This is a genomic window from Thermococcus sp. PK (genome assembly GCF_000430485.1).
GTDB lineage: Archaea > Methanobacteriota_B > Thermococci > Thermococcales > Thermococcaceae > Thermococcus_A > Thermococcus_A bergensis.
Window position 1 is genome coordinate 101177 of record NZ_KE387150.1, and the last position, 24501, is coordinate 125677.

At 43.4% G+C, this 24501-nt stretch carries 25 protein-coding genes, 1 tRNA gene and 1 pseudogene; 18 read left to right on the forward strand and 9 right to left on the reverse strand.

Going from position 1 to position 24501, the window contains the following annotated elements:
- Positions 1-135: 135 nt before the first annotated feature.
- The 9 genes and pseudogenes from THEPK_RS12680 (at position 136) to ptsP (ending at position 9129) form a co-directional block, all read left to right on the forward strand.
- A pseudogene (locus THEPK_RS12680) lies at positions 136-1005 on the forward strand (IS982 family transposase).
- Positions 995-1762 carry an MIP/aquaporin family protein gene (locus THEPK_RS08640; protein ID WP_198011312.1) on the forward strand — a complete coding sequence of 256 codons (768 nt, stop codon included), beginning with the start codon at positions 995-997 and terminating at the stop codon, positions 1760-1762. The pseudogene THEPK_RS12680 and the gene THEPK_RS08640 overlap by 11 nt, the downstream one beginning before the upstream one ends.
- 13 nt (positions 1763-1775) lie before the next feature.
- The gene (glpK, locus tag THEPK_RS08645; RefSeq protein ID WP_042701041.1) at positions 1776-3299 is read left to right on the forward strand and encodes a glycerol kinase GlpK; all 1524 of its coding nucleotides are present in this window, start codon (positions 1776-1778) and stop codon (positions 3297-3299) included.
- A 116-nt stretch (positions 3300-3415) separates the two neighbouring features.
- Positions 3416-4927, forward strand: a complete 1512-nt coding sequence (locus THEPK_RS08650; protein ID WP_042701043.1) for an NAD(P)/FAD-dependent oxidoreductase — start codon at positions 3416-3418, stop codon at positions 4925-4927.
- Positions 4917-6167, forward strand: coding sequence for an NAD(P)/FAD-dependent oxidoreductase (locus tag THEPK_RS08655; RefSeq protein WP_042701045.1), 1251 nt, complete (start codon positions 4917-4919; stop codon positions 6165-6167). Before THEPK_RS08650 ends, THEPK_RS08655 begins: the two co-directional genes overlap by 11 nt.
- On the forward strand, positions 6160-6534 hold the full coding sequence (locus tag THEPK_RS08660; RefSeq protein ID WP_042701047.1) for a DUF1667 domain-containing protein: 375 nt from the start codon (positions 6160-6162) through the stop codon (positions 6532-6534). Before THEPK_RS08655 ends, THEPK_RS08660 begins: the two co-directional genes overlap by 8 nt.
- A 45-nt stretch (positions 6535-6579) precedes the next feature.
- Positions 6580-7260 (forward strand): triose-phosphate isomerase, encoded by a 681-nt coding sequence (gene tpiA, locus THEPK_RS08665; RefSeq protein ID WP_042701048.1) that lies wholly within the window; start codon positions 6580-6582, stop codon positions 7258-7260.
- Positions 7261-7298: 38 nt separating this feature from the next.
- Entirely contained in the window at positions 7299-7562 is a 264-nt protein-coding gene (locus THEPK_RS08670) for an HPr family phosphocarrier protein (RefSeq protein ID WP_042701049.1), read from the forward strand.
- Positions 7549-9129: a phosphoenolpyruvate--protein phosphotransferase gene (gene ptsP / locus THEPK_RS08675; protein WP_052315932.1), complete on the forward strand. Its 1581-nt coding sequence runs from the start codon at positions 7549-7551 to the stop codon at positions 9127-9129. Before THEPK_RS08670 ends, ptsP begins: the two co-directional genes overlap by 14 nt.
- Here ptsP and dhaM read toward each other — a convergent pair.
- From dhaM to dhaK, 3 genes are read right to left on the reverse strand one after another with little or no spacing between them, the layout of a single operon-like run.
- Positions 9107-9496: a dihydroxyacetone kinase phosphoryl donor subunit DhaM gene (gene dhaM, locus THEPK_RS08680; RefSeq protein ID WP_042701051.1), complete on the reverse strand. Its 390-nt coding sequence runs from the start codon at positions 9494-9496 to the stop codon at positions 9107-9109. The genes ptsP and dhaM overlap by 23 nt on opposite strands.
- A gap of 6 nt (positions 9497-9502) precedes the next feature.
- Positions 9503-10138: a dihydroxyacetone kinase subunit DhaL gene (gene dhaL / locus THEPK_RS08685; RefSeq protein WP_042701053.1), complete on the reverse strand. Its 636-nt coding sequence runs from the start codon at positions 10136-10138 to the stop codon at positions 9503-9505.
- A gap of 34 nt (positions 10139-10172) precedes the next feature.
- Complete coding sequence (gene dhaK / locus THEPK_RS08690) at positions 10173-11174, reverse strand: dihydroxyacetone kinase subunit DhaK (RefSeq protein WP_042701055.1); 1002 nt, start codon at positions 11172-11174, stop codon at positions 10173-10175.
- Positions 11175-11452: 278 nt separating this feature from the next.
- On the opposite strand from dhaK, the gene THEPK_RS08695 reads away from it, so the two are divergent.
- Positions 11453-11656 carry a hypothetical protein gene (locus tag THEPK_RS08695; RefSeq protein ID WP_042701057.1) on the forward strand — a complete coding sequence of 68 codons (204 nt, stop codon included), beginning with the start codon at positions 11453-11455 and terminating at the stop codon, positions 11654-11656.
- 138 nt (positions 11657-11794) lie between these two features.
- Here THEPK_RS08695 and THEPK_RS08700 read toward each other — a convergent pair whose 3' ends face one another.
- The 3 genes from THEPK_RS08700 to THEPK_RS08710 form a co-directional block, all read right to left on the reverse strand.
- Positions 11795-13993: an elongation factor EF-2 gene (locus tag THEPK_RS08700; RefSeq protein ID WP_042701059.1), complete on the reverse strand. Its 2199-nt coding sequence runs from the start codon at positions 13991-13993 to the stop codon at positions 11795-11797.
- Between the two features lie 72 nt (positions 13994-14065).
- Entirely contained in the window at positions 14066-14866 is an 801-nt protein-coding gene (gene uppS, locus THEPK_RS08705; protein WP_004069387.1) for a polyprenyl diphosphate synthase, read from the reverse strand.
- 6 nt (positions 14867-14872) lie between these two features.
- Positions 14873-15397, reverse strand: coding sequence for a gamma carbonic anhydrase family protein (locus THEPK_RS08710; RefSeq protein ID WP_042701061.1), 525 nt, complete (start codon positions 15395-15397; stop codon positions 14873-14875).
- Positions 15398-15471: 74 nt separating this feature from the next.
- Between THEPK_RS08710 and hjc the strand changes: the two genes are divergently transcribed.
- The 6 genes from hjc (at position 15472) to cyaB (ending at position 20121) form a co-directional block, all read left to right on the forward strand.
- A complete protein-coding gene (hjc, locus tag THEPK_RS08715) occupies positions 15472-15876 on the forward strand; it encodes a Holliday junction resolvase Hjc (RefSeq protein WP_042701062.1) in 405 nt (134 codons plus the stop codon).
- Entirely contained in the window at positions 15869-17410 is a 1542-nt protein-coding gene (locus tag THEPK_RS08720; RefSeq protein ID WP_042701064.1) for a hypothetical protein, read from the forward strand. The genes hjc and THEPK_RS08720 overlap by 8 nt, the downstream gene beginning before the upstream one ends.
- A 109-nt stretch (positions 17411-17519) precedes the next feature.
- On the forward strand, positions 17520-18557 hold the full coding sequence (locus THEPK_RS08725; RefSeq protein WP_042701065.1) for a lysyl aminopeptidase: 1038 nt from the start codon (positions 17520-17522) through the stop codon (positions 18555-18557).
- A 45-nt stretch (positions 18558-18602) separates the two neighbouring features.
- The gene (gene hepT, locus THEPK_RS08730; protein ID WP_042701066.1) at positions 18603-19022 is read left to right on the forward strand and encodes a type VII toxin-antitoxin system HepT family RNase toxin; all 420 of its coding nucleotides are present in this window, start codon (positions 18603-18605) and stop codon (positions 19020-19022) included.
- The gene (locus THEPK_RS08735) at positions 19019-19573 is read left to right on the forward strand and encodes an archaemetzincin family Zn-dependent metalloprotease (protein WP_042701069.1); all 555 of its coding nucleotides are present in this window, start codon (positions 19019-19021) and stop codon (positions 19571-19573) included. Before hepT ends, THEPK_RS08735 begins: the two co-directional genes overlap by 4 nt.
- Complete coding sequence (gene cyaB / locus THEPK_RS08740) at positions 19570-20121, forward strand: class IV adenylate cyclase (RefSeq protein WP_042701071.1); 552 nt, start codon at positions 19570-19572, stop codon at positions 20119-20121. Before THEPK_RS08735 ends, cyaB begins: the two co-directional genes overlap by 4 nt.
- Here the strand turns inward: cyaB and THEPK_RS08745 are convergent.
- Entirely contained in the window at positions 20099-20938 is an 840-nt protein-coding gene (locus tag THEPK_RS08745; protein WP_042701073.1) for an ATP-binding cassette domain-containing protein, read from the reverse strand. The genes cyaB and THEPK_RS08745 overlap by 23 nt on opposite strands.
- Positions 20939-20941: 3 nt before the next feature.
- Positions 20942-22426 carry a TrkH family potassium uptake protein gene (locus THEPK_RS08750; RefSeq protein ID WP_042701075.1) on the reverse strand — a complete coding sequence of 495 codons (1485 nt, stop codon included), beginning with the start codon at positions 22424-22426 and terminating at the stop codon, positions 20942-20944.
- 102 nt (positions 22427-22528) lie between these two features.
- On the opposite strand from THEPK_RS08750, the gene map reads away from it, so the two are divergent.
- Positions 22529-23419: a type II methionyl aminopeptidase gene (gene map, locus THEPK_RS08755; RefSeq protein WP_042701076.1), complete on the forward strand. Its 891-nt coding sequence runs from the start codon at positions 22529-22531 to the stop codon at positions 23417-23419.
- A 126-nt stretch (positions 23420-23545) separates the two neighbouring features.
- Here map and THEPK_RS08760 read toward each other — a convergent pair.
- Positions 23546-23632 (reverse strand) — tRNA-Ser (locus THEPK_RS08760).
- A gap of 126 nt (positions 23633-23758) precedes the next feature.
- On the opposite strand from THEPK_RS08760, the gene THEPK_RS08765 reads away from it, so the two are divergent.
- Positions 23759-24460 (forward strand): IS6 family transposase, encoded by a 702-nt coding sequence (locus THEPK_RS08765; protein WP_042699329.1) that lies wholly within the window; start codon positions 23759-23761, stop codon positions 24458-24460.
- Positions 24461-24501: the final 41 nt, after the last annotated feature.

Below are 24501 nucleotides of genomic sequence, written 5' to 3' on the forward strand. Positions count from 1 at the left end.
CTTTGAGTCTGTGATCCCATCTGGGGATCACGACAACCACCTGAAAGAATTCAGCAAAAACCCTAATAAAGGTTACTATAAACACGCCCCATTAGATCGTTAGAGTTATAAGCACTTAAGTCTTTTGGTTGATTGGTGGTTGTTATGAACTTTCAGCAGGAAATCCTGATCATAAAATCCGAAATCTATCCGATAATCAGCAAACACTACCCGAAAAACACTCACAGGGAAATAATCAGCCTCTACGACCTGATAACCTTCGCAATACTAGCACACTTGCACTTTAACGGAGTTTACAAGCACGCTTACAGAGTCCTAATCGAAGAAATGAAGCTGTTCCCCAAAATCAGGTACAACAAACTAACAGAACGCTTGAACAGGCACGAAAACTCCTGCTCCTAGCGCAGGAAGAATTATTCAAAACACGCCAGAGAATACGTTAGAATACTGGACTCAAAGCCCATTCAGACCAAGGAGTTGGCCAGAAAAACAGGAAGGAGAAGAAGGGTTCTTCAGAAATCATCTACTGAAAAGCCCGCAGTTGGGTTTGTTACCCTCTAAAAAAAGTTTTACTATGGGTACAAGCTGACCTGTTACTCTGATGGAAATTTGCTGGCTTTACTGTCTGTTGATCCGGCGAATAAGCATGATGTGAGTGTTGTCCGGGAAAAGTTCTGGGTGATTGTTGAGGAGTTTTCTGGCTGTTTTCTGTTTTTGGATAAGGGTTACGTTAGTAGAGAACTTCAGGAGGAATTCCTGAAGTTTGGCGTTGTTTACACGCCGGTGAAGCGGGAGAATCAGGTTAGTAATCTGGAGGAGAAGAAGTTTTACAAGTACTTGTCTGACTTTCGCAGGAGGATTGAGACTTTGTTTTCGAAGTTTTCTGAGTTTCTTCTGAGGCCGAGCAGGAGTGTTAGTTTGAGGGGGTTGGTTGTCAGGATTTTAGGGGCGATTCTGGCCGTGAATCTGGACAGATTATACAACTTCACAGGTGGTGGGAACTAGGGTTACATTTCTTTTGGTATTGTTGGGTGATGGTGTTGTCGCCAACGTAGGACTTGCCCCTAGATTGGCGCCAAGTGCTTATAACTGGACAGCCATAGCACTTGGATGGGGTCTTGCCGTAGCAATTGCCGTCTATGCAGTTGGAGGAATCTCCGGTGCCCACATAAATCCTGCAGTAACTATAGCACTTGCAGTAAAAGGTGACGTCCCATGGCGTAAAGTCCCAGCATATTTGATTGGAGAGTTTGTTGGAGGATTCCTTGGAGCGGCTGGAGTTTATGCAGTATACTACGAGGGATTAAAAGCAGCCGGAATGCCAAACGTCTGGGCAACTGGACCAGGCTCAGTCTTTAATGAGGCATTCTGGGGCGCAGTAAAGGAAGGAATCAAAGCTGCTGGACAGTACTCTATGACCAATGCCTTTATTGCAGAGATAATAGGAACGATGGTACTGCTTATAGGTGTATGTGCAATAACTGATAGGAAGAACATTGGACCCGGATCCAACATGGCTCCATTTATGGTAGGTATGCTGGTCGGGGTAATAGGCTTTGGCCTTGGAGGACCATCAGGCTATGCAATTAACCCCGCTAGAGACTTGTCTCCACGTATCTTCGGAGCACTTGTTGGTACAAAGGGACTCTTTGACGGATGGTACTGGATAGGACCTCCGGTTATTGGAGCTACAATCGGTGGTATTTTGGGTGCCCTTGTATATAAATACCTAGTTAGCCCATTCGTTCCCAAAAAAGAGTGAGTAGGTGATCTGAATGTCGGATTTAGAAGGAAAATATGTTTTATCCCTCGATGAGGGAACCACCAGCGCCAGAGCTATTGTATTTGACAAAGAGAGCAACATTCTTGGTGTTGGACAGTATGAATTTACTCAGTACTATCCAAAGCCTGGGTGGGTAGAACACAACCCCAATGAGATATGGGATGCTCAGGTGAGAGCTTTCAAAACGGCTCTTGAAAAAGCAGGCATAGAACCCAAAGACATAGCCGCCATAGGTGTTACAAACCAGAGAGAAACAACAATAATCTGGGACAAGAAGACCGGGGAGCCAGTTTATAACGCAATAGTCTGGCAGTGTAGAAGGACAGCAGACATTGTTGACGAGCTCAGAAAGGAATACTACGATGTTATAAAAGAGAAGACTGGACTTGTCCCAGATTCATACTTCTCAGGTCCAAAGATAAAGTGGTTGCTCGACAACGTTCCCGGGTTAAGAGAAAAAGCCGAAAAAGGAGAAGTCCTCTTTGGAACAGTAGACACCTTCCTTATCTGGCGGCTGAGCGGCGGAAAAGTTCATATAGTGGATTACTCCAACGCTTCCCGTACAATGATATTCAACATTCACAAGCTTGAGTGGGATCAGGAGTTACTCGAGATACTTGGAATTCCAGAAGCAATTCTACCCGAACCAAAGCCCTCAAGCGAAATTTACGGATATACCGATCCAAAAGTTTTTGGAGCAGAAGTTCCTATTTCGGGTGATGCTGGAGATCAACAAGCAGCACTCTTTGGTCAGGCATGTTACAAGCCAGGTATGGTTAAGAACACCTATGGAACAGGAAACTTTATGCTTATGAACACTGGAGAGAAGCCATATCCATCAAAGGATCTGCTTACAACAATTGCATGGGGTCTGAATGGGAAGGTTGAGTACGCATTAGAGGGAAGCATCTTCATTACGGGAGCAGCAGTCCAGTGGCTTAGAGATTCACTTAAGATAATCGAAGTTTCAGCAGAAGTAGAGCCCTTGGCAGCTTCGCTTGCAAGCAATGAGGGAGTTTATTTCGTTCCAGCATTTGTGGGTCTCGGAGCTCCCTACTGGGATCAATATGCAAGAGGTTTGATAATTGGAATAACGAGGGGAACAAGAAGAGCGCACTTTGCAAGAGCTGTTCTCGAAGCAATAGCATATCTAACAAAAGACGTCCTCATAGATATGGAGAAAGACAGTGGAATTAAAGTGAAGGAACTCAGGGTTGATGGAGGTGCAACAAAGAATAACTTCCTTATGCAGTTCCAGGCAGACATCCTTGGAACTAAGGTTATCAGACCAGTAATACAAGAAACCACTGCCCTCGGTGCTGCTTATCTTGCAGGACTTGCAGTAGGATACTGGAAGAGCCAAGATGAGATTGCAAAGATGTGGAAAGTAGAGAGGGAATTTGAACCACAAATGGACGAGGAGACCAGAGAAAAACTATATGCAGGATGGAAAGAAGCAGTAAAGAGATCCCTAGGATGGGCCAAAGTGCTTAAAGATATTGGATTGTCTGAATAAAAAGATTTCCTTTTTAATATTTAATTTCTTTTTTAGGGTTAAACAAACAATGAGCAATCATAAAAATGAAGATTTTTTTAAGGGATTGCACCAATTGAAAACGGAGGATGCTAAAAATGGAAAGAAAAAAAGTCGTCGTTATTGGAGCAGGGGTTGTAGGTTCTTCGATAGCTAGGGTATTGAGCCAGTTTAATGAGCTGGAAGTGTACTTGCTGGAGAAGAACGCCGACGCAGGAATGGGAGTGAGTAAAGCCAATACTGCAATAATTCACCCTGGTCATGAGGATGATCCAAAAAAGTATCCGTTAAGGGCAAAGCTCTGTGTAAAAGGAAATAGGTTGTGGCACCAGTGGACCAAGGAACTCAGTATACCTGCCAAATTCCCCGGAGAGTTGATGATAGCTGTGGAAGAAGAGGATATAAAAGTGGCGGAACACTACTTAGAACTTGCCCAAAAGAATGGTGTTCCTGGAGTCAGACTCGTTGATAATGAAGAGCTAAGAAAGCTGGAACCAAATGCAAATCCAAACGCCGCTGGAGCTTTATGGGCACCCACTGCTGGTGTAATGGCTTCTCCAATGGCAGCCCCAGCACTCGTAGAAAATGCAGTTGCTAATGGCGTTAGATTTTTCCCAGAAACAGAAGTAAGAGGAATAAAAATCGAAAACGGAGAGGTAAAAGGTGTAGAAACAAACAATGGATTCTTTGAAGCAGATATAGTAATAAATGCTGCCGGTTTGTATGCGGATAAGATTTCCAAAATGGCCGGTATAGATGATTTCACAATACATCCCAGAAAAGGAGAATACTATGTGTTTGACGACGATGCTGGACCAAAGGTTACGAGGATACTTCATCAGACTCCCACACCTATAACAAAGGGAGTTTACGTAATCACCGAAATGAACGGAGGAGTTATGATAGGTCCAACCGCCCAAGATCTCCCGGAAGATGCCAAAGAAGATACTTCAACAACAAGAGAAGGGCTTGAATTTGTTTGGGAATGGGCTCAAAAGCTCGTCAAGGAATTACCCCCAAAGAACCAGGTTATACGTACGTTTGCCGGGTTAAGGCCGGAACCTCCCGATGGAAGGTGGAGAATAGAAGCCTATGACGATCCCTGGGGATTCATAAATGTTGCAGGGATAAGATCACCCGGACTTACTTCAGCACCGGCAATAGCATATTATGTAGTTGAGGAACTCATGCAGAAGAAGCTTGACATAAAACTTACCAAGAAAGCTCATTGGAACCCATATAGGAGGTTCTTCTGGTTTAAGACATTACCAAAGGAAAAACAAAATGATCTCATAAAGCAAGACCCCTCATATGGAAACGTTGTATGTATGTGCCGTGAAATTACAGAGGGGGAGATAGTAGACGTTATTCGCAGAATGAAGGAAATGGGTGTCAGAACAATAACCCTCGATGGAGTAAAAATGAGAACTGGGTCAATGTCTGGAACATGCCAAGGATCGTACTGTCGGATTAGAATTGCCAGAATAATTGCTAGAGAAACAGGCATACCTCTTTGGGAGGTTACACTGAAAGGTAAAGGAACAGAATATGGTATTGGGGATGTTAAAGTCCTATTAAGAGAAAACGGGGGCGAGAAAAATGCAGAATGACTATGACGTGGTGGTTATTGGAGGAGGGCCCGCTGGATTAGCCGCCGCAATAAAAGCAAAAGAATACGGTTTGAGAGTTCTGGTTATTGAAAATAGGGAAACTTTGGGAGGAATTCCCCTTCAGTGTGTTCATCCGGGATTCGGTCTACATTACTTCAAAGAGGATCTTACAGGAACCGAATTTATCTATCGCTTCATAAACAAATTCCTTGAGATGGGAATTGAATACCACACTGGAGCCCATGTAGTTTCAATAGAGCCATTTTCCGACCTAGAAAAAAGGTTAACCGTTGTGACATCGAAAGGAGTTCTCGAAATAACAACCACCACAATCATTTATGCAACCGGAGCAAGGGAAAGGCATCCCTTTGAAATAGGAATCACAGGGCATAGGCCTGCAGGAGTCTACACCGCTGGTGAAGCTCAAACAATGATGGATATCGATGGAATAATGCCCGGTAAGGAAATCGTTATAGTTGGTTCCGGAGACGTTGGCTTGATAATGGCAAGACGCTTTGCCCTTGAAGGAGCACATGTAAAGGCTGTTATAGAGATAATGCCTTATCCCGGCGGGCTGATGAGGAACATCGTGCAGTGCCTGCAGGACTTTGGGATCCCCTTGTATCTTAGTCATGCTGTTACAAGAATCGAGGGGACAAAGAGAGTGGAGAAAGTTATCATAGCGAAGGTTGATGAGAATCTGAAGCCAATACCCGGCACGGAAGAGGAGATATCCTGCGACACCGTTATAATAGCCGCAGGACTTGTGCCGTATCTGAAGGTGCTGGAAAAGGCAGGGGTTATAATAGACCCAGCCACTAGGGGTCCGGTAGTGAACGAGTACCTCGAGACCAGTATACCAGGAGTGTTCGTGGCAGGAAATGCCCTCGTGATAAACGATTTAGTCGATTACGTGGTTGAACAGGGAGAACTAGCAGCTAAGGGCGCATATCTCTATGTCCAGAACAAAGGCATTCCCACTAAGAAATGGAAGCGGATTGTTAAAGGCAGAAACATTCGGCTGGTAACTCCCCATTACATAAGCGGAGATAATGATGTTGTTCTCTATGCAAGAGTCCAAAAACCGGAAGAAAAAGTCAAACTCCGCTTCCCAGAAATAGACAAGGAGATAAAGCTACCCTTCGTTAGACCGGCTGAAATGCTTAGGATTAAACTCAAAAAAGAGGAATTAGCGAGAGCAAAAGACAAAATAACAATGGAGGTCGTCCCCCATGAGTAAGACCAGACATTTTAAGATCACATGTATTGTATGTCCCCTCGGATGTGAGATTGAAGTAAAAATGGAAGGGGACAAAATCGTCGAAATAACTGGGTTTACCTGTCCCAAAGGAAAGGAGTATGCCATACAGGAGGTAACAGCGCCAAAAAGAATAGTGATGAGTGTTATAAAAGTAAAAAATGGCGACTTCCCAACCGTATCGGTAAAAACGGATAGACCTGTTCTCAAAAAGCTAATACCCAAAATCATGAAAGAGCTAGCCAAAATAGAAGTAGAGGCTCCAGTTGAACTTGGACAGGTGATAGTAGAGAACATTGCCAACTCAGGAGCCAACATCGTAGCTACTCGGCCTGTTAAAAGAATCTGAGGTTTTGCTTTTTCTTTTATCTTCGAAATGCAGTAAAATAAGGAGGTGGTTAGATTGAAGGAGCCAGTTATAGCTATAAATTTTAAGTCGTATGTTGAAGCCACTGGGGAGAGGGCTTTGAAGATAGCCAAGGCGGCAGAAAAGGTTTACAAGGAGACGGGGATAACGATTGTAGTTGCACCACAATTGGTAGACCTTTACAGGATTGCTCAGGAAGTTGAGATTCCAGTCTTTGCCCAGCACATAGACCCGATAAAACCCGGAAGCCACACCGGGCACGTTTTGCCAGAAGCAGTGAAAGAGGCTGGAGCAGTCGGGACTTTACTCAACCACTCCGAGAACAGAATGATCCTCGCAGATTTAGAAGCTGCAATCAGAAGGGCTGAAGAAGTCGGGCTAACAACCATAGTCTGCAGCAACAATCCAGCAGTCAGTGCAGCAGTTGCCGCTTTAAACCCGGATTACGTTGCTGTTGAACCGCCAGAACTTATTGGCACTGGAATTCCAGTCAGCAAGGCAAAGCCTGAAGTGATAACTAATACTGTAGAGCTTGTTAGGAGGGTAAACCCGGAGGTTAAGGTTCTTACCGGGGCTGGTATCTCAACGGGAGAGGATGTGAAGAAGGCTTTGGAGCTTGGGACTGTTGGAGTTCTCTTAGCAAGCGGCGTCACAAAAGCCAAAGACCCAGAAAAAGCAATAAAAAACCTAGTATCGCTGATAGTCTGATTCGACCATAGTGAACACAATAATGGTTGGTGAGAAAAATGAAAAGGATAGTTAAAAAAATGACAATAACAAACCCAGAGGGATTACACGCGAGACCTGCCGGAAAGCTGGTAAAATTACTTTCAAAAGTTCGGAGCACCGTGAAGATAAAGTACAAGGACAAAACAGTAGATGCTAAAAGTGTTCTTAGTTTGTTAACTCTAGGCATTGACCCGGGCGAAGAAGTTGAGGTTATAATCGAGGGGGATGACGCAGAGGAAGCTCTAAAGCTTGTTGAAGGTGTTGTAAGTGGAAATAATTAAGCTAAATCCCAGATACATTGTCTCAGAAGGATATGCTTACGGAACGCTGAAATGCATAGAGCGAGAGATAGAACCCAGCAAAGATTTGGAAATCGCCCTAGATTCTCTGAGAGAAAGTGCTAAAAGATTAATAAGGAAGCTCGATGCAGAATACCTTCCTACTCCAGAGACTTTAGAAATCAGGGAGATCCATAAAATGATTTTGAATGATCCGCTATTATGGTCTGAAATAGAGAGTCATGCTAAAAATGGGAAGATATCCATTGAAGAGCTCCTAAAGGTACGGGACAAGATCATCAACATGTTGCTGGAAACGAAAAATCCCCTAATAATGGAAAGACAGTACGACATTAAAGACATATTCAACGCTCTAATAACAGAGATATCAGGAGAAAAAAGAGTAAAAATCTCTCCAACTGACATTGTATATTTAGAAGAAGTTTATCCTTCAGACGTGGTGGAGTTGTACAAAAACAGAGTCGGAGCAATCTTAAGTAGAAAAGGATCCCATACAAGTCATGCAGCAATCCTAGCAATGTCTCTTGAAATTCCCTACATTTATAATGTCCCTGATTTGCACCGGTACAAGGATCACCAAATTTTTGTAGATGCTGTCTATGGAAAGCTGATAATAGATCCTACTCCTGAACAGGAACAAGAGATCCAAAAAATTATCAACGAATACCAAAAGGAAAAGAAAGAACTTGAGAAGTACTCCAAACTACGCTTTGAAGAGATTCTGGTAATGGCAAATATAGGTTTTCCCCAAGAGATAGAGATTGCCAAGAAAAAAGGAGCAGACGGAGTCGGCCTTTTTAGAACAGAATTCCTATTCCTAAACAGAGAACATCCTCCCTCAGAAGAAGAACAGTTTCTAATATATAAAAAGGTCTTGGAAGCCTTTTATCCAGATATGGTGATAATACGACTGTTAGACATTGGAGGAGATAAGCAGATCCCCTATATTGAAATGCCCCGGGAAGAAAATCCTTTTCTTGGAGTTAGGGGCATCAGATTCCTACTAAAGCATAAAGACATCTTGATAACCCAGTTAAGAGCACTCCTAAGAGCATCCCGGTATGGCAACCTGGGGATACTAATCCCAATGGTCACCAAACCGGAAGAAGTTATTTCAGTGAAAAAGATTATTGAAAAAGTAAGAGAAGAAATCGAAGAAAAAAGCAACTTCAAAATCGGAATTATGGTGGAAGTACCTGCGGTTATCTTCAGTATAGAGGAGTTCGTTCCGTACATTGACTTTGTAAGCATAGGAACAAATGACTTAACTCAGTACATGTTCGCAGCAGACAGAAACAACATTGAAGTTTCCGAGTATTACGACGATGAGAGTAATGTAATCCTCACAACCATAAAGCTAGTAGCAGATAAACTATCAAAAACATCAATCCCAATCGCAGTATGTGGAGAGCTTGCTGGAAAGCCCCATATGGTGGAACCTCTACTCAAGATTGGAGTCAAAGAATTCTCTGTAACTCCCTCTAAAATTCCCAAAATTAAAAAACAGATATACAATGTAATTAGCTCTAAAGCTTACTCAAAAACTTAACTTCTTCTGCTTTTTTAATTACTTCATCTAAAGATGACCCAAGGGAAGCCTCTACAGAAGCAACTATAGCCCCCTCCACCAGAGGCGCATCTGCAATTTTAACATTTTTTGGCACTCCAAGAAGGTTAATTGCATTTTTGGCTGCAAGTATTGTACTTCCAATGTCCCCAATGATAACAACTCCCTCATACTTTTTTGTAAGCTCTTGTAAAGAATTAAAGACTTTCTCCGCGTCTATTCCCAACTGACCATCTGCTGTTCCTCCAATAGCTTCTATAACCACTTCACCTGATGTCATCTGAAGACAAATATCTCTAACTCCCTTTGCGACATCAGGACTGTGAGAAAGAATTAAAAGAGCGAGCACTTAGAGTCACCTCTGCAGTGCTTCACAAAGACTCCTAAAGAACAAGTACGAGCTCGTAGCTCCTGGATCTTGATGACCAATGCTTCTTTCCCCCAGATAAGATGCCCTACCCTTCCTTGCTATCATCGGTATTGTAGCTTTCATTCTTTCCTCCGCCAATTTAATAACCTCTTCACATATATCTGGAAGTTCATATCCTTCCTTAAGCACTTTCTCTTTTAAGAACTCGACAACTGGCTCCCAGACATCCACCATTGTTTTTTCGCCAACCTCTGCTTTTCCAAGGGTTTTTATTCCGAGTAATGCCTGTTCTAATGCTTTTACAAGTTCTTTGTCGTCAATTTTCTCTTTGTTTCCGATGGCAATACTCATTTTCATAAATACTGTTCCGTACAAGGGTCCAGCTGCCCCACCAACAGTGCTGAGAAGAGCCATTCTCACAGTCCTTAACAGCTCCCCTGGAGTTTTAGGATCCATAGATTTCAGGCGCTCTAAAGCTGCTTTTGCTCCTCTATCCATATTTATTCCATGATCCCCATCTCCGATTGCAGCATCAAGTTGAGTTAAATATTCCTTATTTTCAGAGAGATGTTTTGCATAGATTTTTACAAATCTATCAAAATATTCTAAGGTATATTCCATTTTGATCACCCAAATAAAAATTTAAATGGAAACGCTAGGCTTTCCACCTTAATGCAGGAGTTAAGACAGGGTCGTCAAGCAATTCTTTAAGCTCGTCGTCAAGCTTCAGAACTGTTATTGAAGTCCCCTGCATTTCCAATGATGTAATGTAATTACCGACAAGTGTTTTATATCGTTTGACTCCAATGTTATCGAGAATTTGAGCAACTTTCCTGTTTACTATGAAGAGTTCCATAAGTGGAGTTCCTCCCATTCCGTTCACTAACAATGCAACTTCGTCTCCTTTTTCCAAGGGCATATCCTGCAAAATTGCATCCATCATCATCTGCACTATCTCGTCAACGGGTCTCATTTTCATTCTTTTTCTACCCGGTTCTCCATGAATTCCAATTCCAAATTCAAACTCATCCTCCGACAATTCAAATGTGGGTTTTCCGGCTGCTGGAACAGTACAGGGAGTCAGAGCAATACCAATAGACCTGACATTCTTGGCAACTTTTTCAACAACTCGTTTGACTTCCTCAAGAGACCATCCTCTTTCTGCAGCTGCTCCTCCAATTTTCTCAGCAAAAACCGTTCCTCCAACTCCTCTTCTTCCGGCACTGTAAAGAGACTCTTCTACAGCCACATCATCTGCAATGATTACTGACTCAACTTTGTATCCTTCTGCCTTTAACAAGTCGGCTGCCATATCAAAATTCATGACGTCTCCTGTGTAGTTTTTCACAATAAATAGAATCCCTTCTCCTCCCTCGACTGTCTTAGCAGCTTCGTACATTTGATCAGGGGTTGGGGAGGTAAATACCTCGCCTGGACAGGCGGCATCCAGCATTCCTTTGCCCACATACCCTCCGTGCAGTGGTTCGTGCCCAGACCCTCCTCCGGAAATCAGTGCCACTTTTCCCTTTACTGGTGCATCTGCTCTGTAGATGAAATTTGGGTTGAAATGAACTTTTATTAACTCTGGATAAGCTGCTGCCATTCCCTCTAACATCTCTTTAACTACGGTCTCAGGGCTATTAATTAATTTTTTCAAAGTGGATCCCCCCATCAGCTATTGTTATGAAAAATAAAGTACTATATCTTAATAAACTTATTGTTATAACCCTTATACACTAGACTTAGTAATCCATGCATCTCAGAGTTATTAAAACTAGATATTTACAGAAAACAAAAAAATTGGTTTGGAATTTGAATATTGCAGTACCAAAAAGAAACATTATGTTTATAAGGAACATTTTCATAAACTTATCTAGGTTATTTTATTGTATCAAAAAGTGTAAGTGCTTTAAAAACCGCTTAGAGGGTTGTTTTATGTATAGGCTCATTAGGAATGAGGGAGATAGAGTTAATAAAAAAAAGAGTAGATACAAAACGATTCCTCTACATCCCGACACATACTTCCTTTTAAAGAGGGAAAAGGAAAAACTTCAGAAAAATTTTGGAAGAGAACTCAGCTGGGATGAACTAATATTTCTTCTCTTCGAGCTCAAAAAGATGCTAGTCAACGACGAATGATCCAGTATACCTTCGTTTCTTCTTGATTGGAGAATCCTTTTCACGGGTTAAGATGATGTTATAACATCTTACTATATATTTGTGTAAAAATATGTTACTGTTAAGAAAACAAAAACAAATTTGAAAAAGGAAGGGATTTCACTGCTGTGGACAGACGTCCTTCTCTGTCGGTGGGTTTGGATCAAGGCCTTTTCTTTGTCTTATCTGCCTTATGATGTTTATAGCAAGTTCGTTTGGAACTCTCTTGAAGCCAGCGTGCTCTGTGCTCCACAGTGCTCTACCGCTTGTTGCACCTCTAATTGCCCCGGCGAATCCGAACATCTCAGCAACTGGAGCCTCTGCAATGATTATCATTACTTCACCTTCTTGCCTCATGTCGACAAGCTGTCCTCTTCTCTGGTTAAGCTCTCTGCTGACTGCACCCATGTATTCGTATGGAACGTTAATAATGACCTTCTGGTATGGCTCATAGAGCACCGGGTTAGCCTTCATCATTGCACAGTGTATAGCGGTTCTGATTGCTGGGTAGATCTGGGCCGGACCTCTGTGGACGTTGTCCTCGTGAATCTTTGCATCCACGAGTCTAACTATAACCTTCATTACTGGCTCTTTTGCGAGCGGTCCCTCGTCCATAGCCTGGTGGAAACCATCTACGAGGAGATCCATGACTTCGTTGAGGTACTGGATACCCTTGGTGTTGTCGAAGAACATGTTTCCGTTGTAGATGTCCACGATACCCTTGGCCATCTCGTAGTCCATACCGAGCTCTGCGAGCTTCTTGGCGACCTCCTTCGGATCCTTCGGCCTGCCCTCTGGGATGATGCCCTCCTTGATAGCCTGGTAGATTTCGTCTGGCATCGGCTCGACGGTGATATAGAACCTGTTGTGCTTGTTTGGTGATTTTCCTTCGACTATTGGGCTTGGTTTTGTAACGCTCTCTCTGTAAACAACGATTGGCTCTGAAACATCAACATCAACGCCCCATTGCTCTTTGAGGTGCACGAGCTTGACCTCAAGGTGGAGCTCACCCATACCGCTGAGGAGGTGCTGACCGGTCTCCTCGTCAATCTTGACGTGGAGTGTTGGATCTTCCTTGGCGAGCTGTCTAAGAGCTTCGATAAGCCTTGGTAAGTCCTTAACGTTCTTGGCCTCAATAGCCACTGTAACAACAGGCTCACTTGTATAGTGGAGGGCTTCAAATGGTTCAATTAGCTCTTCGGAAACGGTTTCACCTGCCATTGCATCTCTCAAACCTGTCACAGCAACTATGTTACCGGCTGGGACTGCCTCCATGTTAATTCTCTCTGGGCCCATGTAAATACCAACTTGCTGGATTCTTGATTTCCTCTTGCTGTTAATGAGATAGACTTCCTGACCGGTCTTTACGGTACCGCTCCAAACCCTACCGGTTGCAACTTCACCGGCGTGCTTGTCAATAATGATCTTTGTAACAACCATGGCCATCTTTCCATTTGGATCACAGTTAAGCATCGCCTGACCAATCTCGCTCTCGATGTCCCCTCTCCAGAGGTGTGGAATTCTGTACTTCTGGGCTTGGAGTGGATTTGGAAGGTGTCTGACTACCATGTCCAAAACAACCACGTGGAGTGGAGCCTTCTTTCTAAGGGTCTTAAGGTCACCAGCGTTTGTTAAGTCAATAATGTCCTTGAATGAGACACCGGTCTTCCTCATGTAGGGGACGCTGAGTGCCCAGTTGTAGTAAGCTGAACCAAAAGCAACGCTACCATCCTCAACTTTAACAAGCCACTTGTCCTTAAACTCTGGAGGAGCGTACCTCCTGATCAAGCGGTTTACGTCGGTAATTACTTTAACGAACCTCTCCTGCATCTGCTGTGGTGTAAGCTTGAGCTCCTTAATGAGTCTGTCAACCTTGTTTATGAAGAGGACTGGCTTAACGTACTCTCTCAAAGCCTGTCTGAGAACAGTCTCCGTCTGGGGCATTACGCCCTCGACGGCATCCACAACGATTATTGCTCCATCTATAGCTCTCATTGCTCTTGTAACGTCACCACCGAAGTCAACGTGACCTGGAGTGTCAATGAGGTTGATGAGGTACTTTTGTCCTCCATACTCGTGAATCATTGAAACGTTAGCGGCGTTAATTGTAATACCTCTTGCCTGTTCTTGCTCATCGAAGTCAAGCACGAGCTGCTTTCCTGCAAGCTCTTCGCTAATCATTCCCGCTCCAGCTAACAGGTTGTCACTCAATGTAGTCTTACCGTGGTCAATGTGAGCGGCAATACCCATATTTCTAATTCTCTCTGGTTGAGTCATCAATTGCTTGATTTCCTTAATCATCTCTTCCCTTTTTCCCATATCGCACCACCTAAAACATTGATCGTCAGTTCATCATTCACTTCAAAAGTCCAGTTATAAATCTTTCCATAACTATTTCCCGAACCTTCTGTGGCGTTTTTGATATTCCCTTATTATTCTCAAAAAGTCAATCTTCCTGAATTCGGGAAAATACACATCAACGAAGAAAAGCTCGCTATAGGCAATCTGATAAAGAAGGAAATTGCTTATCCTTATCTCTCCTCCAGTTCTTATGACTATATCCGGGTCAGACATGTTGGGTACATAAAGATACCTCTTCAAGAGCTCCTCGTTTATTTCATTTTTGCTCACCTTTCCAGCTTGAACGTCTTCGACAATTCTCTTTACGGCATCAACAATCTCGCTCCTCCCTCCGTAGGCAACGGCAATGTTTAGAGTGTAGCTATTGTATTTCCTCGTCGCTTTCTCAGCCTCCTCCGCCGCTTCCCTCACGTTCCTTGGCAACAGCTCTTTCCTGCCTAAGACATTGACCCTTATTCCATACTTGTGGACTCTTTCATCATGTACAAGTTCCTTGAACTTCTTTTCGAAGAGATCCATGAGCATCTTCACTTCTTCCTTGCTTCTCCTGAAGTTCTCAGTTGAGAAAGCGTAAACAGTCAGCGTCCTTATTCCCAGCTCCCTGCACCATTCAAGAATTTCTTCCAGCTTTCTGGAACCAAAAAAGTGACCGTACCAAGGAGGCTTGTCCAAAAGCCTTGCCCATCTTCTGTTACCATCCATTATGATTGCCACGTGCTTGGGTATCTTTTCGGGCTGAGATTTAACCTTTTCAAAGAGATAGGACTCATACAGGTCATAAGCGGGTTTGAATAAAACATGAGGAATTTTGGATACAATCCTGTAGAGCATTTTCCTTCACTCAAGTTTCTTTCTCTTCTTCATGTGCATTTCGGCGAGCTCAATGTAGATTTCAGCATTCTTCCTTGTCATTTCTATCTCTTCTTCACTGAGCTGCCTCACAACTTTGCCTGGGACACCTACGACAAGGCTGTAGTCCGGGATTTCCTTTCCTGGAGGCACTAGGGCGCCGGCACCTATGATGACGTGGTTTCCAATCTTTGCTCCATCCAATACCACAGCCCCCATTCCTACGATAACGTAGTTGCCAATCTTTGCCCCGTGGACAACTGCGTTGTGCCCTATTGTAACGTACTCCCCTATTATCGTGGGCATTCCATGAGATGTGTGGATACTAACGTTGTCCTGAATGTTGGAGCCCTTCCCCACGTAGATCTGCTCTATGTCTCCCCTCAGAACTGCCGAAGGCCAAACACTTGTCTTTTCCTCCAGCACAACGTCTCCGATTATGTATGCGTTTTCGTCAACAAAAGCTGTCTCGTGGATTTTGGGTTTCTTTCCATTTAGCTCGTAAATCACCATGACCATCACCGCTAATGGCTGGGTAAAACAACTTATAAACTTTAACGCCATAAAAGATATGTGGGGGAACGCTAATGAGATACAGAAAAGGTGCCAGTGCCGAGAGAGAGCTCATAAAGATGCTTGAAAAAGAAGGATTTGCCGTTGTTAGGTCAGCAGGAAGCAAAAAAGTCGATATTGTTGCGGGAAATGGTAAACTCTACCTCTGCATTGAAGTTAAGACCACAAAAAAAGATAAACTCTACTTGAGCGAGGAAGACGTTGAGAAGGTAAAAAGTTTTGCCAGCAGATTTGGGGGAAAGGGAATAGTTGCTATCAAATTCATAAACAATGGCTGGTATTTTTTTGATGCTGGAGAGCTAAAAAAGAGCGGGAAAAATTATGGCATAACACTACAAATGGCAAAGCATGAAGCCAACACCTTTGACGAAGTAATTGGTAAGCAAAAATCTTTATTTGAGGTGATTGAAGGTGGATAAAAGGGCCGTTGTCTTGATAACAATGCTTTTTTTGCTCTCTCTTTCAATAGTGAGCGCTCAGCCTTCCCTATTACTTGAGGTTGCTCAAAAGAGCTTCAAAGCTAAGCCTGGCGAAACAATCTCAGTTCCAGTTGTATTGAGTAACGTTGGCAACGAAACTGCAGAGAATGTGACCCTTTACGTCTCCGGGCCAGCGGTAGAGGGATTTCTCTATGGCTCGGAGTTCATAAAAAAGGTAGAACCCGGAGAAAAAATAGAGAAAACTCTACCAATATATATCGAAAATCCCAAAGCGGGAGTTTATGAGCTTAAAGTGGTTGCAAGGGTAGGAAAGATGCTTACTGAGGTTCCGATTTCATTAAGAGTTATTACAAAAGTGAGCTATTCGATTGACATTGATGTAGAAGACAGATACCTTTTTGGAGAAGATGTCACCATAACGCTGAAGGTTTCTTCCTCCTCTAACGGGGTAATTTTCGGAGATGTTTCTTACGAAATCTACAGAGAAAACGTTTCAATTGCCGAGAAGTCCGTCCACAACATCTTTCTTTACCCAGAGTACCCGAAAAACAAATGGGAGTACGTGATATTCCTTCCCAAGCCCGTTGTGGGAAGATATACAATCCTTGTGAGAACCAACTTTGGGGGCCTTTCAAAAACGATTACAAAAAGCTTCGAAGTTTATCAAAGGAACCTGAGATACGAAACAAAATTCGAAAAGGGCATAATATACGTGAGGGTCTTAGATGAGGAAGGGAACGGAGTAGGAGGAATACCGGTAATAATAGAAGGCACCGAGCTGAAAACAGACCCATATGGAATAGCCTTCATCGAGGCAAAAGAGCCCGGAACTTATCACATAACTCTCAACCTCGATGGAAAAATAGTTGAAACATTTGTGGAGGTCAAAAAGCTCTTTATCACATATGAGCAGAGAAATGAAACACTTTTAGTCCATGTTAGAGATTCGGCAGGAAAGGGGATAGCAAGCGTCACCATAGAGGCCATAGGTCCACTTGGGAAAACCTACAGCGTGACAGATGAAAACGGGACAGCGTTGATAAACTTAAACGAAACCGGCTTCGGCAGCATCTCTTTAAAAGCCGAAAGCGACAGATATCTTGGGGCAGAAGCAATAATAGCCGTCAAAGAGCCCCAAAAACCAGAGACCCAAACTCCAACCCAAACTACGTCTACCCCAATAAACCAAACAACACCGATTCCTCCGGCAAAGCCAAAAGACTACGGAAACTTGCCCATAATCTTGGTTCTCTCTGCAGTACTCTTCGGGAGTACCTCTTATCTAGCACTTTTCAGACCGCTTAAATTCGAAGAACAGCTGGATAGATACTATTTTGTCAAGGTGAGGGCTCCAAGGATGAGAGAGCTCCAAAACTTCAGGTATGAAAAAGCCATAAACGCCGTGGAAGCAAGGGCAACAAAGGGAAGGGTAACAATAGAAGACGGCAAGGTAATATGGGAAATAGACAAGCTTGAACCCGGGGAAGAGGCGTTTTTGCAGGTCATTCTTTGAACTTTTACTTTTTCTTCCGAATGCTCCTCCTTAGGGCAAGATGGCAGATTCGGAAAATTTTTAAGGGTCAAAGTTTCATTAAGATAAGCATCTAAACGGAGGGGATAGAATGGTTAACTGGGAGCTTATGCAGAAGGTTATCGAGGCTCCGGGGGTTTCTGGATACGAGTTCATGGGAATCAGGGATGTTGTAATCGAAGCCCTTGAAGGTTACGTCGATGAGATCAAAGTGGACAAGCTTGGAAACGTTATAGCCCACAAGAAGGGCGATAGTCCAAAGGTAATGATCGCTGCCCACATGGACAAGATTGGCCTTATGGTGAACCATATAGACGAAAAGGGCTACTTACATGTTGTTCCAGTTGGTGGAGTTGATCCAAGAACTCTTGTGGCACAAAGGGTAAGAATCTTCGGGGAAAAGGGAGAGATCTATGGTGTCGTTGGACATATCCCACCCCACCTAACCAAGCCAGAAGAGAGAAACAAGGCGGCAGATTGGGATACAATAGTCATCGACATCGGAGCAGACTCCAAAGAAGAAGCGGAGAAAATGGGTGTAAAAGTAGGGACGATAATAGAATTCGCCCCGGCTTTTACAAGGCTTAATGAAAACCGCTTTGCCAGCCCGTATTTAGACGATAGAATATGCCTCTATGCCATGATAGAGGCGGCAAGAGCATTGGAAGGGCATCAAGCAGACATATACTTCGTGGCAAGCGTCCAAGAAGAGGTTGGACTGAGAGGAGCTAGGGTGGCAAGCTATGCAATTGACCCAGAGATTGGAATAGCAATGGACGTTACCTTTGCCAAACAGCCCGGGGACAAAGGCAAAATAGTCCCAGAGCTCGGAAAAGGCCCAGTAATGGACGTTGGACCCAACATAAATCCAAAGATAAGGGCATTTGCTGATGAGGTTGCCAAGAAATATGAGATACCTCTCCAAGTGGAGCCAAGCCCAAGACCGACCGGAACAGACGCAAACATCATGCAGATAAACCGTGAAGGAGTAGCGACAGCAGTCCTTTCGATTCCAATAAAATATATGCACTCCCAGGTAGAGCTTGCCGATGCGAGAGACGTGGATAATACCATAAAACTTGCAAAACACCTGCTGGAAGAGCTCAAAGCAATGGACTTAACTCCATGAAAAACCTTATCTTTTCTTATTCCCTAATTATTCTTGGTGTTATGTGTGAAGAAAGAAGAGATTGAGTATAGAATAAAGCTCATAGAAAAGAGTATTCAGGCTATAAGAACATCGTTTCCAAAAACTCAAGAGAGATTTTCAAAGATGGGGCTTGCCAAAGACGGAATATACAAGCAGCTTGAATTTGCAATTCAAAACCTTCTCGATGCCCTCAATGAAATATCCTCCAGCTTAGAGCTTGGAGCAGTAAGTTATCAGGGAATAATTGAGAACCTGCATGAGGAGAAGATTATTGATGATGAGCTGAAGGAGAAGCTTGATTTCTTGGTTCAGCTGAGAGATGTGTTAGTTTACAACTACGATATTCTTAACGATGAGATAGCTTTTAAGAACATGGAAGAATACCTGCAGTTCCTTGAAGAGGGCTTGAAATTCTTAACTTCTTTTCTGGAGGGTGAAGGATGAAGATAGGAATCCTTCCGTTGGTAGTGAAAGAGGTTGAAGAAGACGTTCTAAAGGGGGTTGCTGACTATATCAGAGAGTTCTACTCAAAATTTGGGTTTAAAGTGGAGATTTTACCTCTCCTAACTGCAAGCGATCTCTTCTTCTCCTACAATCCAATTAGGGGGCAATTTCTCGGAAGATTCTTTCTTGCAAAGGTTGCTGAACATAGAGGGGATTTTTCAGCAGTTTTAGGAATTACCGATGCAGACCTCTATGAGGAGGGCATGAACTTCATTTTTGGACTAGCTAATCCCTACTTGAGAGCCGCTATAATATCACTGACAAGGCTGAGGCCGGAATTGTATAACGAAAAAGACGGAGAAGTTTTAAAAGAAAGGGCTATAAAGGAGGCAATGCACGAGCTTGGGCATGTCTTTGGGCTCGGCCATTGCGAAAACTCCCGCTGTGTAATGCACTTTTCGAATTCGATAATCGACACTGATTATAAAGGAAAAGACTACTGCGAAAGGTGCTTGAATAAGCTAAAAAGAAACCTGGAGGGAATAGAATGATCGAGATTGAGCTCAAAGGATATGCAGATGATAAAGTATTCGAAAGGGTTAGGGAGACCTTTGAGTTTATGAGAAAGGAAATACACGAGGACATCTACTTCAACCACCCATGCAGGGATTTTGCAGAGACAGATGAAGCACTTAGGATAAGAATAAAACGCTTTAATGGTCATTTTGAGGTATTTCTCACGTACAAAGGACCCAAGATTGATAAGCTTTCAAAAACAAGGAAGGAAATAGAGGTAAGCATTGAGGATGTTGATGCATATCTTGAACTTTTAAGGCATCTCGGCTTTAAAGAGGTTCTCACGGTAAGAAAAACCAGGGAAAAATATTACGTGGAGAAAGGCGTTACCATAACGTTAGATGATGTAGAGGGGCTTGGAAAGTTCGTCGAGATAGAAAAACTTGCAAAAGACGAAAAAGAAGTGCAAAGAGAAGTTCCACGACTCATGGAAATCCTGAAGTCCCTTGGGATTGAAAAGTTTGAAAGAAAATCCTATTTAGAGCTACTGATGGAAAAGCTCAGCTCTTCAACAGGGTTTTGAGAGCCTTTATGAGTTCTTTATCATTTAGGGCGGCTTTTTCGAGAAGTCCCTTCCTTTTTAATTCAGCCCCGATTTTTACGCTAATAGGGATTCTGATGCCGAGCTCCCTTAGATAATCCGCTTCCTCAAAAACCTCTCTCGGTTTTCCTTCCATCACAACCTCTCCCCTGTCGAGGACTATTATCCTGTCCGCGAAATCAAACAGATATTCGGTATTATGCTCGACCAGAACTATTGTAATACCTTGTTCCTTGTTTAAAAGGGTTATCAAGCTTAAAACCTGTTCCCTGCCAATGGGGTCTAGTTGAGAGGTAGGCTCATCAAGCACCAGAACCTCTGGCTTAAGGGCTAAAACACTGGCTATCGCAAGCCTCTGTTTCTGCCCACCACTTAGATTTGGAGGAAATTCTTTTTCAAGCCCTTCAAGCCCAGTAATTTTCAATGCCCAGTAGATTCTTCTCCTTATTTCCTCCACATCCAAGCCAAGATTCTCAAGGGCAAATGCCACTTCCTCCTCAACGGTCATGTTAAAGAGCTGGGAGTCGGGATTTTGGAGAACCAATCCCACAATCTTCGAAAGTTCCGCTACGCTAGCTTCTCTAGTGTTGTAGCCCTTAACAAAGACATTGCCTCTAAAATCTCCTCTTATCGAATGGGGGATTATCCCGTTAAACGTTAAGCATAGGGTGGACTTGCCGCTTCCACTCGCTCCTAAAATGCCTAAAAACTCCCCTTTCTTAACTTTAAAGTTGATGTCCTTGAGAGAGTATTCCTTTGCTCCAGTATATTTAAAACTCAGATCCTCTACTCTTATCATGCTTTACTCCCTCTCCACGATTCTCGGCACCATTAGGAGGACACCAAATATGAACACGAGGGTTGAGAATATCTCAAGCCTTCCAATCCACATATGAAGGATAAGGAGAATCTTAACATCCAGCGGCAATCCCGGGGATGTTATCCCTATACTTAACCCAACGTTTCCCTGAGCTGAGGCAACTTCAAAGAAAGCGTCCGCCAAGCTAGCTCCAGCCCTAAGCATGACCCATACGGTTCCAATTAGCAAGAAAGCAATGTAGGTCATCGTAAAGCCCAAGACCTCCTGTAAATCTTCTTCCGTAAAGGTATAATCGCCAATTTTTCTTTTTATGACCGCGCCCTTGGGAAGGATGGCCTGTTGAATAGTCCACTTTAATGTCTGAAACGTCAGGGTTACACGGATAAGCTTTATACCTCCAGCCGTACTTCCAGCACCACCCCCAACTACCATCAGAAAGCCTATGAGGAGCTTTGCCAGTTCTGGATACTGGGATAAATCCGAGATAGAGAAGCCAGTACATGTTAGCGCAGAGACCGCATGAAATACGGCTTCCCTGAAAGATTCTCCAATTGTCAGCCCATCGTAAACCATAAGCCCATATCCAATGAGCGCTATAACTGGGGTTAAAAAGAAGAACATGTACTTAACCTGAATATCCCTAAAGAAGGGCACAAGGGATCTCTCCTTAAACATCTTATAGTGGACGGTAAAGTTTGTTGCGCCCATTATCATAAGGAAAATTGTAACTGCCTCTATGCTGAGGCTGTTGAAAAACCCTATGCTCAAGTCATACGAGCTCATACCACCGGTTCCAAGGCCGGTCATTGAGTGTATCACAGCATCGAAAAGCTCCATACCGTTTATATAGTACAGGTAAACGCCCACAACAGTTAAGACAGCATATATCTGGAAGATTATCTTTGAAGTATTTGCCAGATTTGGAAGGATTCTCTCGCTTCTCGCTTCTGCTTTGTAAAGTCTCGCCGCGGCAACTCCAGGACGGATTAAAACTGTTAAAGCAACCAATACTATACCAATTCCACCGAGCCACTGCATCCAAGCCCTCCAGAAGAGGATTATACGGGGGTAGCTTTCGAGATTGCGCATCATGGTCAGCCCTGTTCCAGTCCAAGCAGACATACTCTCAAAATAAGAGTCAACAAAACTCATACCCGCTATCCTCATAAACGGAACCACACTTACAAAGGATGCAAAGAGCCATACAAAAGCTGCCGAAACCATAGCCTGCCTCAAATTTACATCTTCTATGTGTTCAGAATGTCTGCCAAGCCATGCGCCAAGGAGGATACATGCCAAACCGGGAAAAACAAAATAATAGACGTACTGCATCTCTTCCCTGTAAATCCACGTAATTAAGACTGGGATTAGGTAAGCAACACCTATACCTTGAAGAAGTGCCCCTATGAGGGTTCTTATGACAAAGATATCATCGGCGATGTTGATGTACTTCCGAAGCTCTAGCATTGGGTCACCACATTTTTTAAGGAGAATAGGGCGTTAAAAAATTTTCGAGAAATCAGACAACTTTTTTAAAAACAAAACAGAGATTGAACTTAGGTGGTAGAAATGGACGACAAAGTTGAAAAGCTCATCAAAGCAGGAGAAATCGCGAAAAAGATTAAAGAAGAAGTTCTAAAGCTAATAAAACCCGGAGCATCACTTTATGAGATAGCGGAGTTTGTTGAAAACAGAATAATGGAGCTTGGAGGAAAACCTGCTTTTCCGTGCAACCTCTCAATAAACGAGATTGCTGCCCACTACACTCCATATATTGGGGATAAGACTGTTCTCCATGAGGGAGATTACCTAAAAGTTGATTTGGGCGTTCACGTTGATGGTTATATAGCGGATACGGCTTTTACAGTGAGAGTGGGAATGGAAGATGACGAGCTAATCGAAGCCTCAAGAGAAGCGCTCGAAAACGCGATAAGCGTCGTTAGGGCGGGAGTAAAAATAAATGAAATCGGGAAAACCATAGAAGAAACGATAAGGAAACATGGGTTTAATCCAATAGTCAACCTCAGCGGGCATGTAATAGAGAGGTATAAGCTTCACACCGGCATTTCAATCCCAAACATTTACAGACCACACGACAACTATGAGCTCAAAGAAGGGGACGTTGTAGCGATAGAGCCCTTCGCAACCACCGGGGGTGGGCAGGTAATAGAAGTACCACCCACTCTTATATACATGTACGTTAGGGACAGACCTGTTAGATTACCACAGGCAAGAACCCTTTTGAACTATATCAAAAAGAACTTCTCCACCTTGCCATTTGCATATCGCTGGGTTCAAAACCTCATGCCGGAGGCACAGCTAAGACTGGTATTAATGCAACTTGAAAAAGCTGGAGCACTTTATGGTTATCCCATCCTGAAGGAGATAAGAGGAGGACTCGTTTCCCAGGCAGAACATACGGTAATAGTTGAAAAGGACGGAGCCCTTGTGATTACATAGCTCAGCTTCGCTTTGCTTTTTAAGTTTCTCTCTGTTAGAAGCCACCACGGTAAAATCGGTTAATAATGAGATTGACGGAAAAGAAGTAAAGCTGTGACTCTTTTTCCTTTTTATTTACTCGGCTATTGGCGCCGGGGCGGGGATTTGAACCCCGGCGGGCAAACGCCCAGTGGATCTCGAGTCCACCGCCTTCCCTGGCTAGGCTACCCCGGCGCTCGGTTTTTAGTAAAAGAGACCAGCTTATAAACCTTGCTGGTCAGACAAGGATACTGTCAGGATAAGCAGTGGGGCGTCAGGTTTAAATCCCAGACACTACCACAGAAAAAGAAAGGGGGGAACATGCAAGCCGAAACCATTATCAACCGATTAATTTCAGCCTTAAAACCTTTTCGCCGAAACAAAATCCCACCAGAAAAGAAAATCAGGGCAATAACCCTGTACCTAAACGGCTTAAGCTACAGGCAAACCGCCAGAATCCTCGGAATCAGCCACACAACCGTCTGGGAAGCCATTCAAAAAATAGCAGAAGCAGTTTACAAGCCAAAAATCCTCGCAGTCAAAAAACAGCGAAACTTCATCGCAGTTGACGAAACAGTAATAAAAATCAACGGGAAGAAAAGATACCTCTGGGCTGCAATTGACGTTGAGAGCAAGGAAGTTTTAGCAGTCTGGATTACGACTGTTAGAAACTGGTGGGTTGCCAGGGATTTCATTCTGGTTGTTTTAAAGTCGTGTGAAGGGCAGCCTGTCTTTCTGGTTGACAGGGCGAGCTGGTATAAGTCTGCTTTTAAGAGTTTGAGGTTGGGTTATCTGCATGTGACTTTCGGGCCGAGGAACAGTGTTGAGCGCTGGTTTAGGACGTTGAAGGAGAGGACGAAGCGTTTCTGGAATAATTTCAGGGGTAAAGACTGGAGGAGAGTTCATAGGTTTGTTTTTCTGTTTGCCTTCTGGTATAATTTTGTCAGAATTCATTCTAGGTTTGATAGGCCTCCGGGTGATGTTATTGAATGGCTTCAGGAGGTGATGCCCCAGTTATCCTGACAATATCTCTGACCCTCTCGAAAGTTTTATAAATAGACTCC

Excerpts from the sequence above, each read along its gene's own strand:
- glpK (WP_042701041.1), top strand. The coding sequence starts at position 1,776 with ATGTCGGATTTAGAAGGAAAATATGTTTTATCCCTCGATGAGGGAACC.
- THEPK_RS08650 (WP_042701043.1), top strand. The coding sequence starts at position 3,416 with ATGGAAAGAAAAAAAGTCGTCGTTATTGGAGCAGGGGTTGTAGGTTCT.
- THEPK_RS08655 (WP_042701045.1), top strand. The coding sequence starts at position 4,917 with ATGCAGAATGACTATGACGTGGTGGTTATTGGAGGAGGGCCCGCTGGA.
- THEPK_RS08660 (WP_042701047.1), top strand. The coding sequence starts at position 6,160 with ATGAGTAAGACCAGACATTTTAAGATCACATGTATTGTATGTCCCCTC.
- THEPK_RS08670 (WP_042701049.1), top strand. The coding sequence starts at position 7,299 with ATGAAAAGGATAGTTAAAAAAATGACAATAACAAACCCAGAGGGATTA.
- dhaL (WP_042701053.1), bottom strand. The coding sequence starts at position 10,138 with ATGGAATATACCTTAGAATATTTTGATAGATTTGTAAAAATCTATGCA.
- THEPK_RS08695 (WP_042701057.1), top strand. The coding sequence starts at position 11,453 with ATGTATAGGCTCATTAGGAATGAGGGAGATAGAGTTAATAAAAAAAAG.
- THEPK_RS08700 (WP_042701059.1), bottom strand. The coding sequence starts at position 13,993 with ATGGGAAAAAGGGAAGAGATGATTAAGGAAATCAAGCAATTGATGACT.
- uppS (WP_004069387.1), bottom strand. The coding sequence starts at position 14,866 with ATGCTCTACAGGATTGTATCCAAAATTCCTCATGTTTTATTCAAACCC.
- THEPK_RS08710 (WP_042701061.1), bottom strand. The coding sequence starts at position 15,397 with ATGGTGATTTACGAGCTAAATGGAAAGAAACCCAAAATCCACGAGACA.
- hjc (WP_042701062.1), top strand. The coding sequence starts at position 15,472 with ATGAGATACAGAAAAGGTGCCAGTGCCGAGAGAGAGCTCATAAAGATG.
- THEPK_RS08725 (WP_042701065.1), top strand. The coding sequence starts at position 17,520 with ATGGTTAACTGGGAGCTTATGCAGAAGGTTATCGAGGCTCCGGGGGTT.
- THEPK_RS08735 (WP_042701069.1), top strand. The coding sequence starts at position 19,019 with ATGAAGATAGGAATCCTTCCGTTGGTAGTGAAAGAGGTTGAAGAAGAC.
- cyaB (WP_042701071.1), top strand. The coding sequence starts at position 19,570 with ATGATCGAGATTGAGCTCAAAGGATATGCAGATGATAAAGTATTCGAA.
- THEPK_RS08745 (WP_042701073.1), bottom strand. The coding sequence starts at position 20,938 with ATGATAAGAGTAGAGGATCTGAGTTTTAAATATACTGGAGCAAAGGAA.
- THEPK_RS08750 (WP_042701075.1), bottom strand. The coding sequence starts at position 22,426 with ATGCTAGAGCTTCGGAAGTACATCAACATCGCCGATGATATCTTTGTC.
- map (WP_042701076.1), top strand. The coding sequence starts at position 22,529 with ATGGACGACAAAGTTGAAAAGCTCATCAAAGCAGGAGAAATCGCGAAA.
- THEPK_RS08765 (WP_042699329.1), top strand. The coding sequence starts at position 23,759 with ATGCAAGCCGAAACCATTATCAACCGATTAATTTCAGCCTTAAAACCT.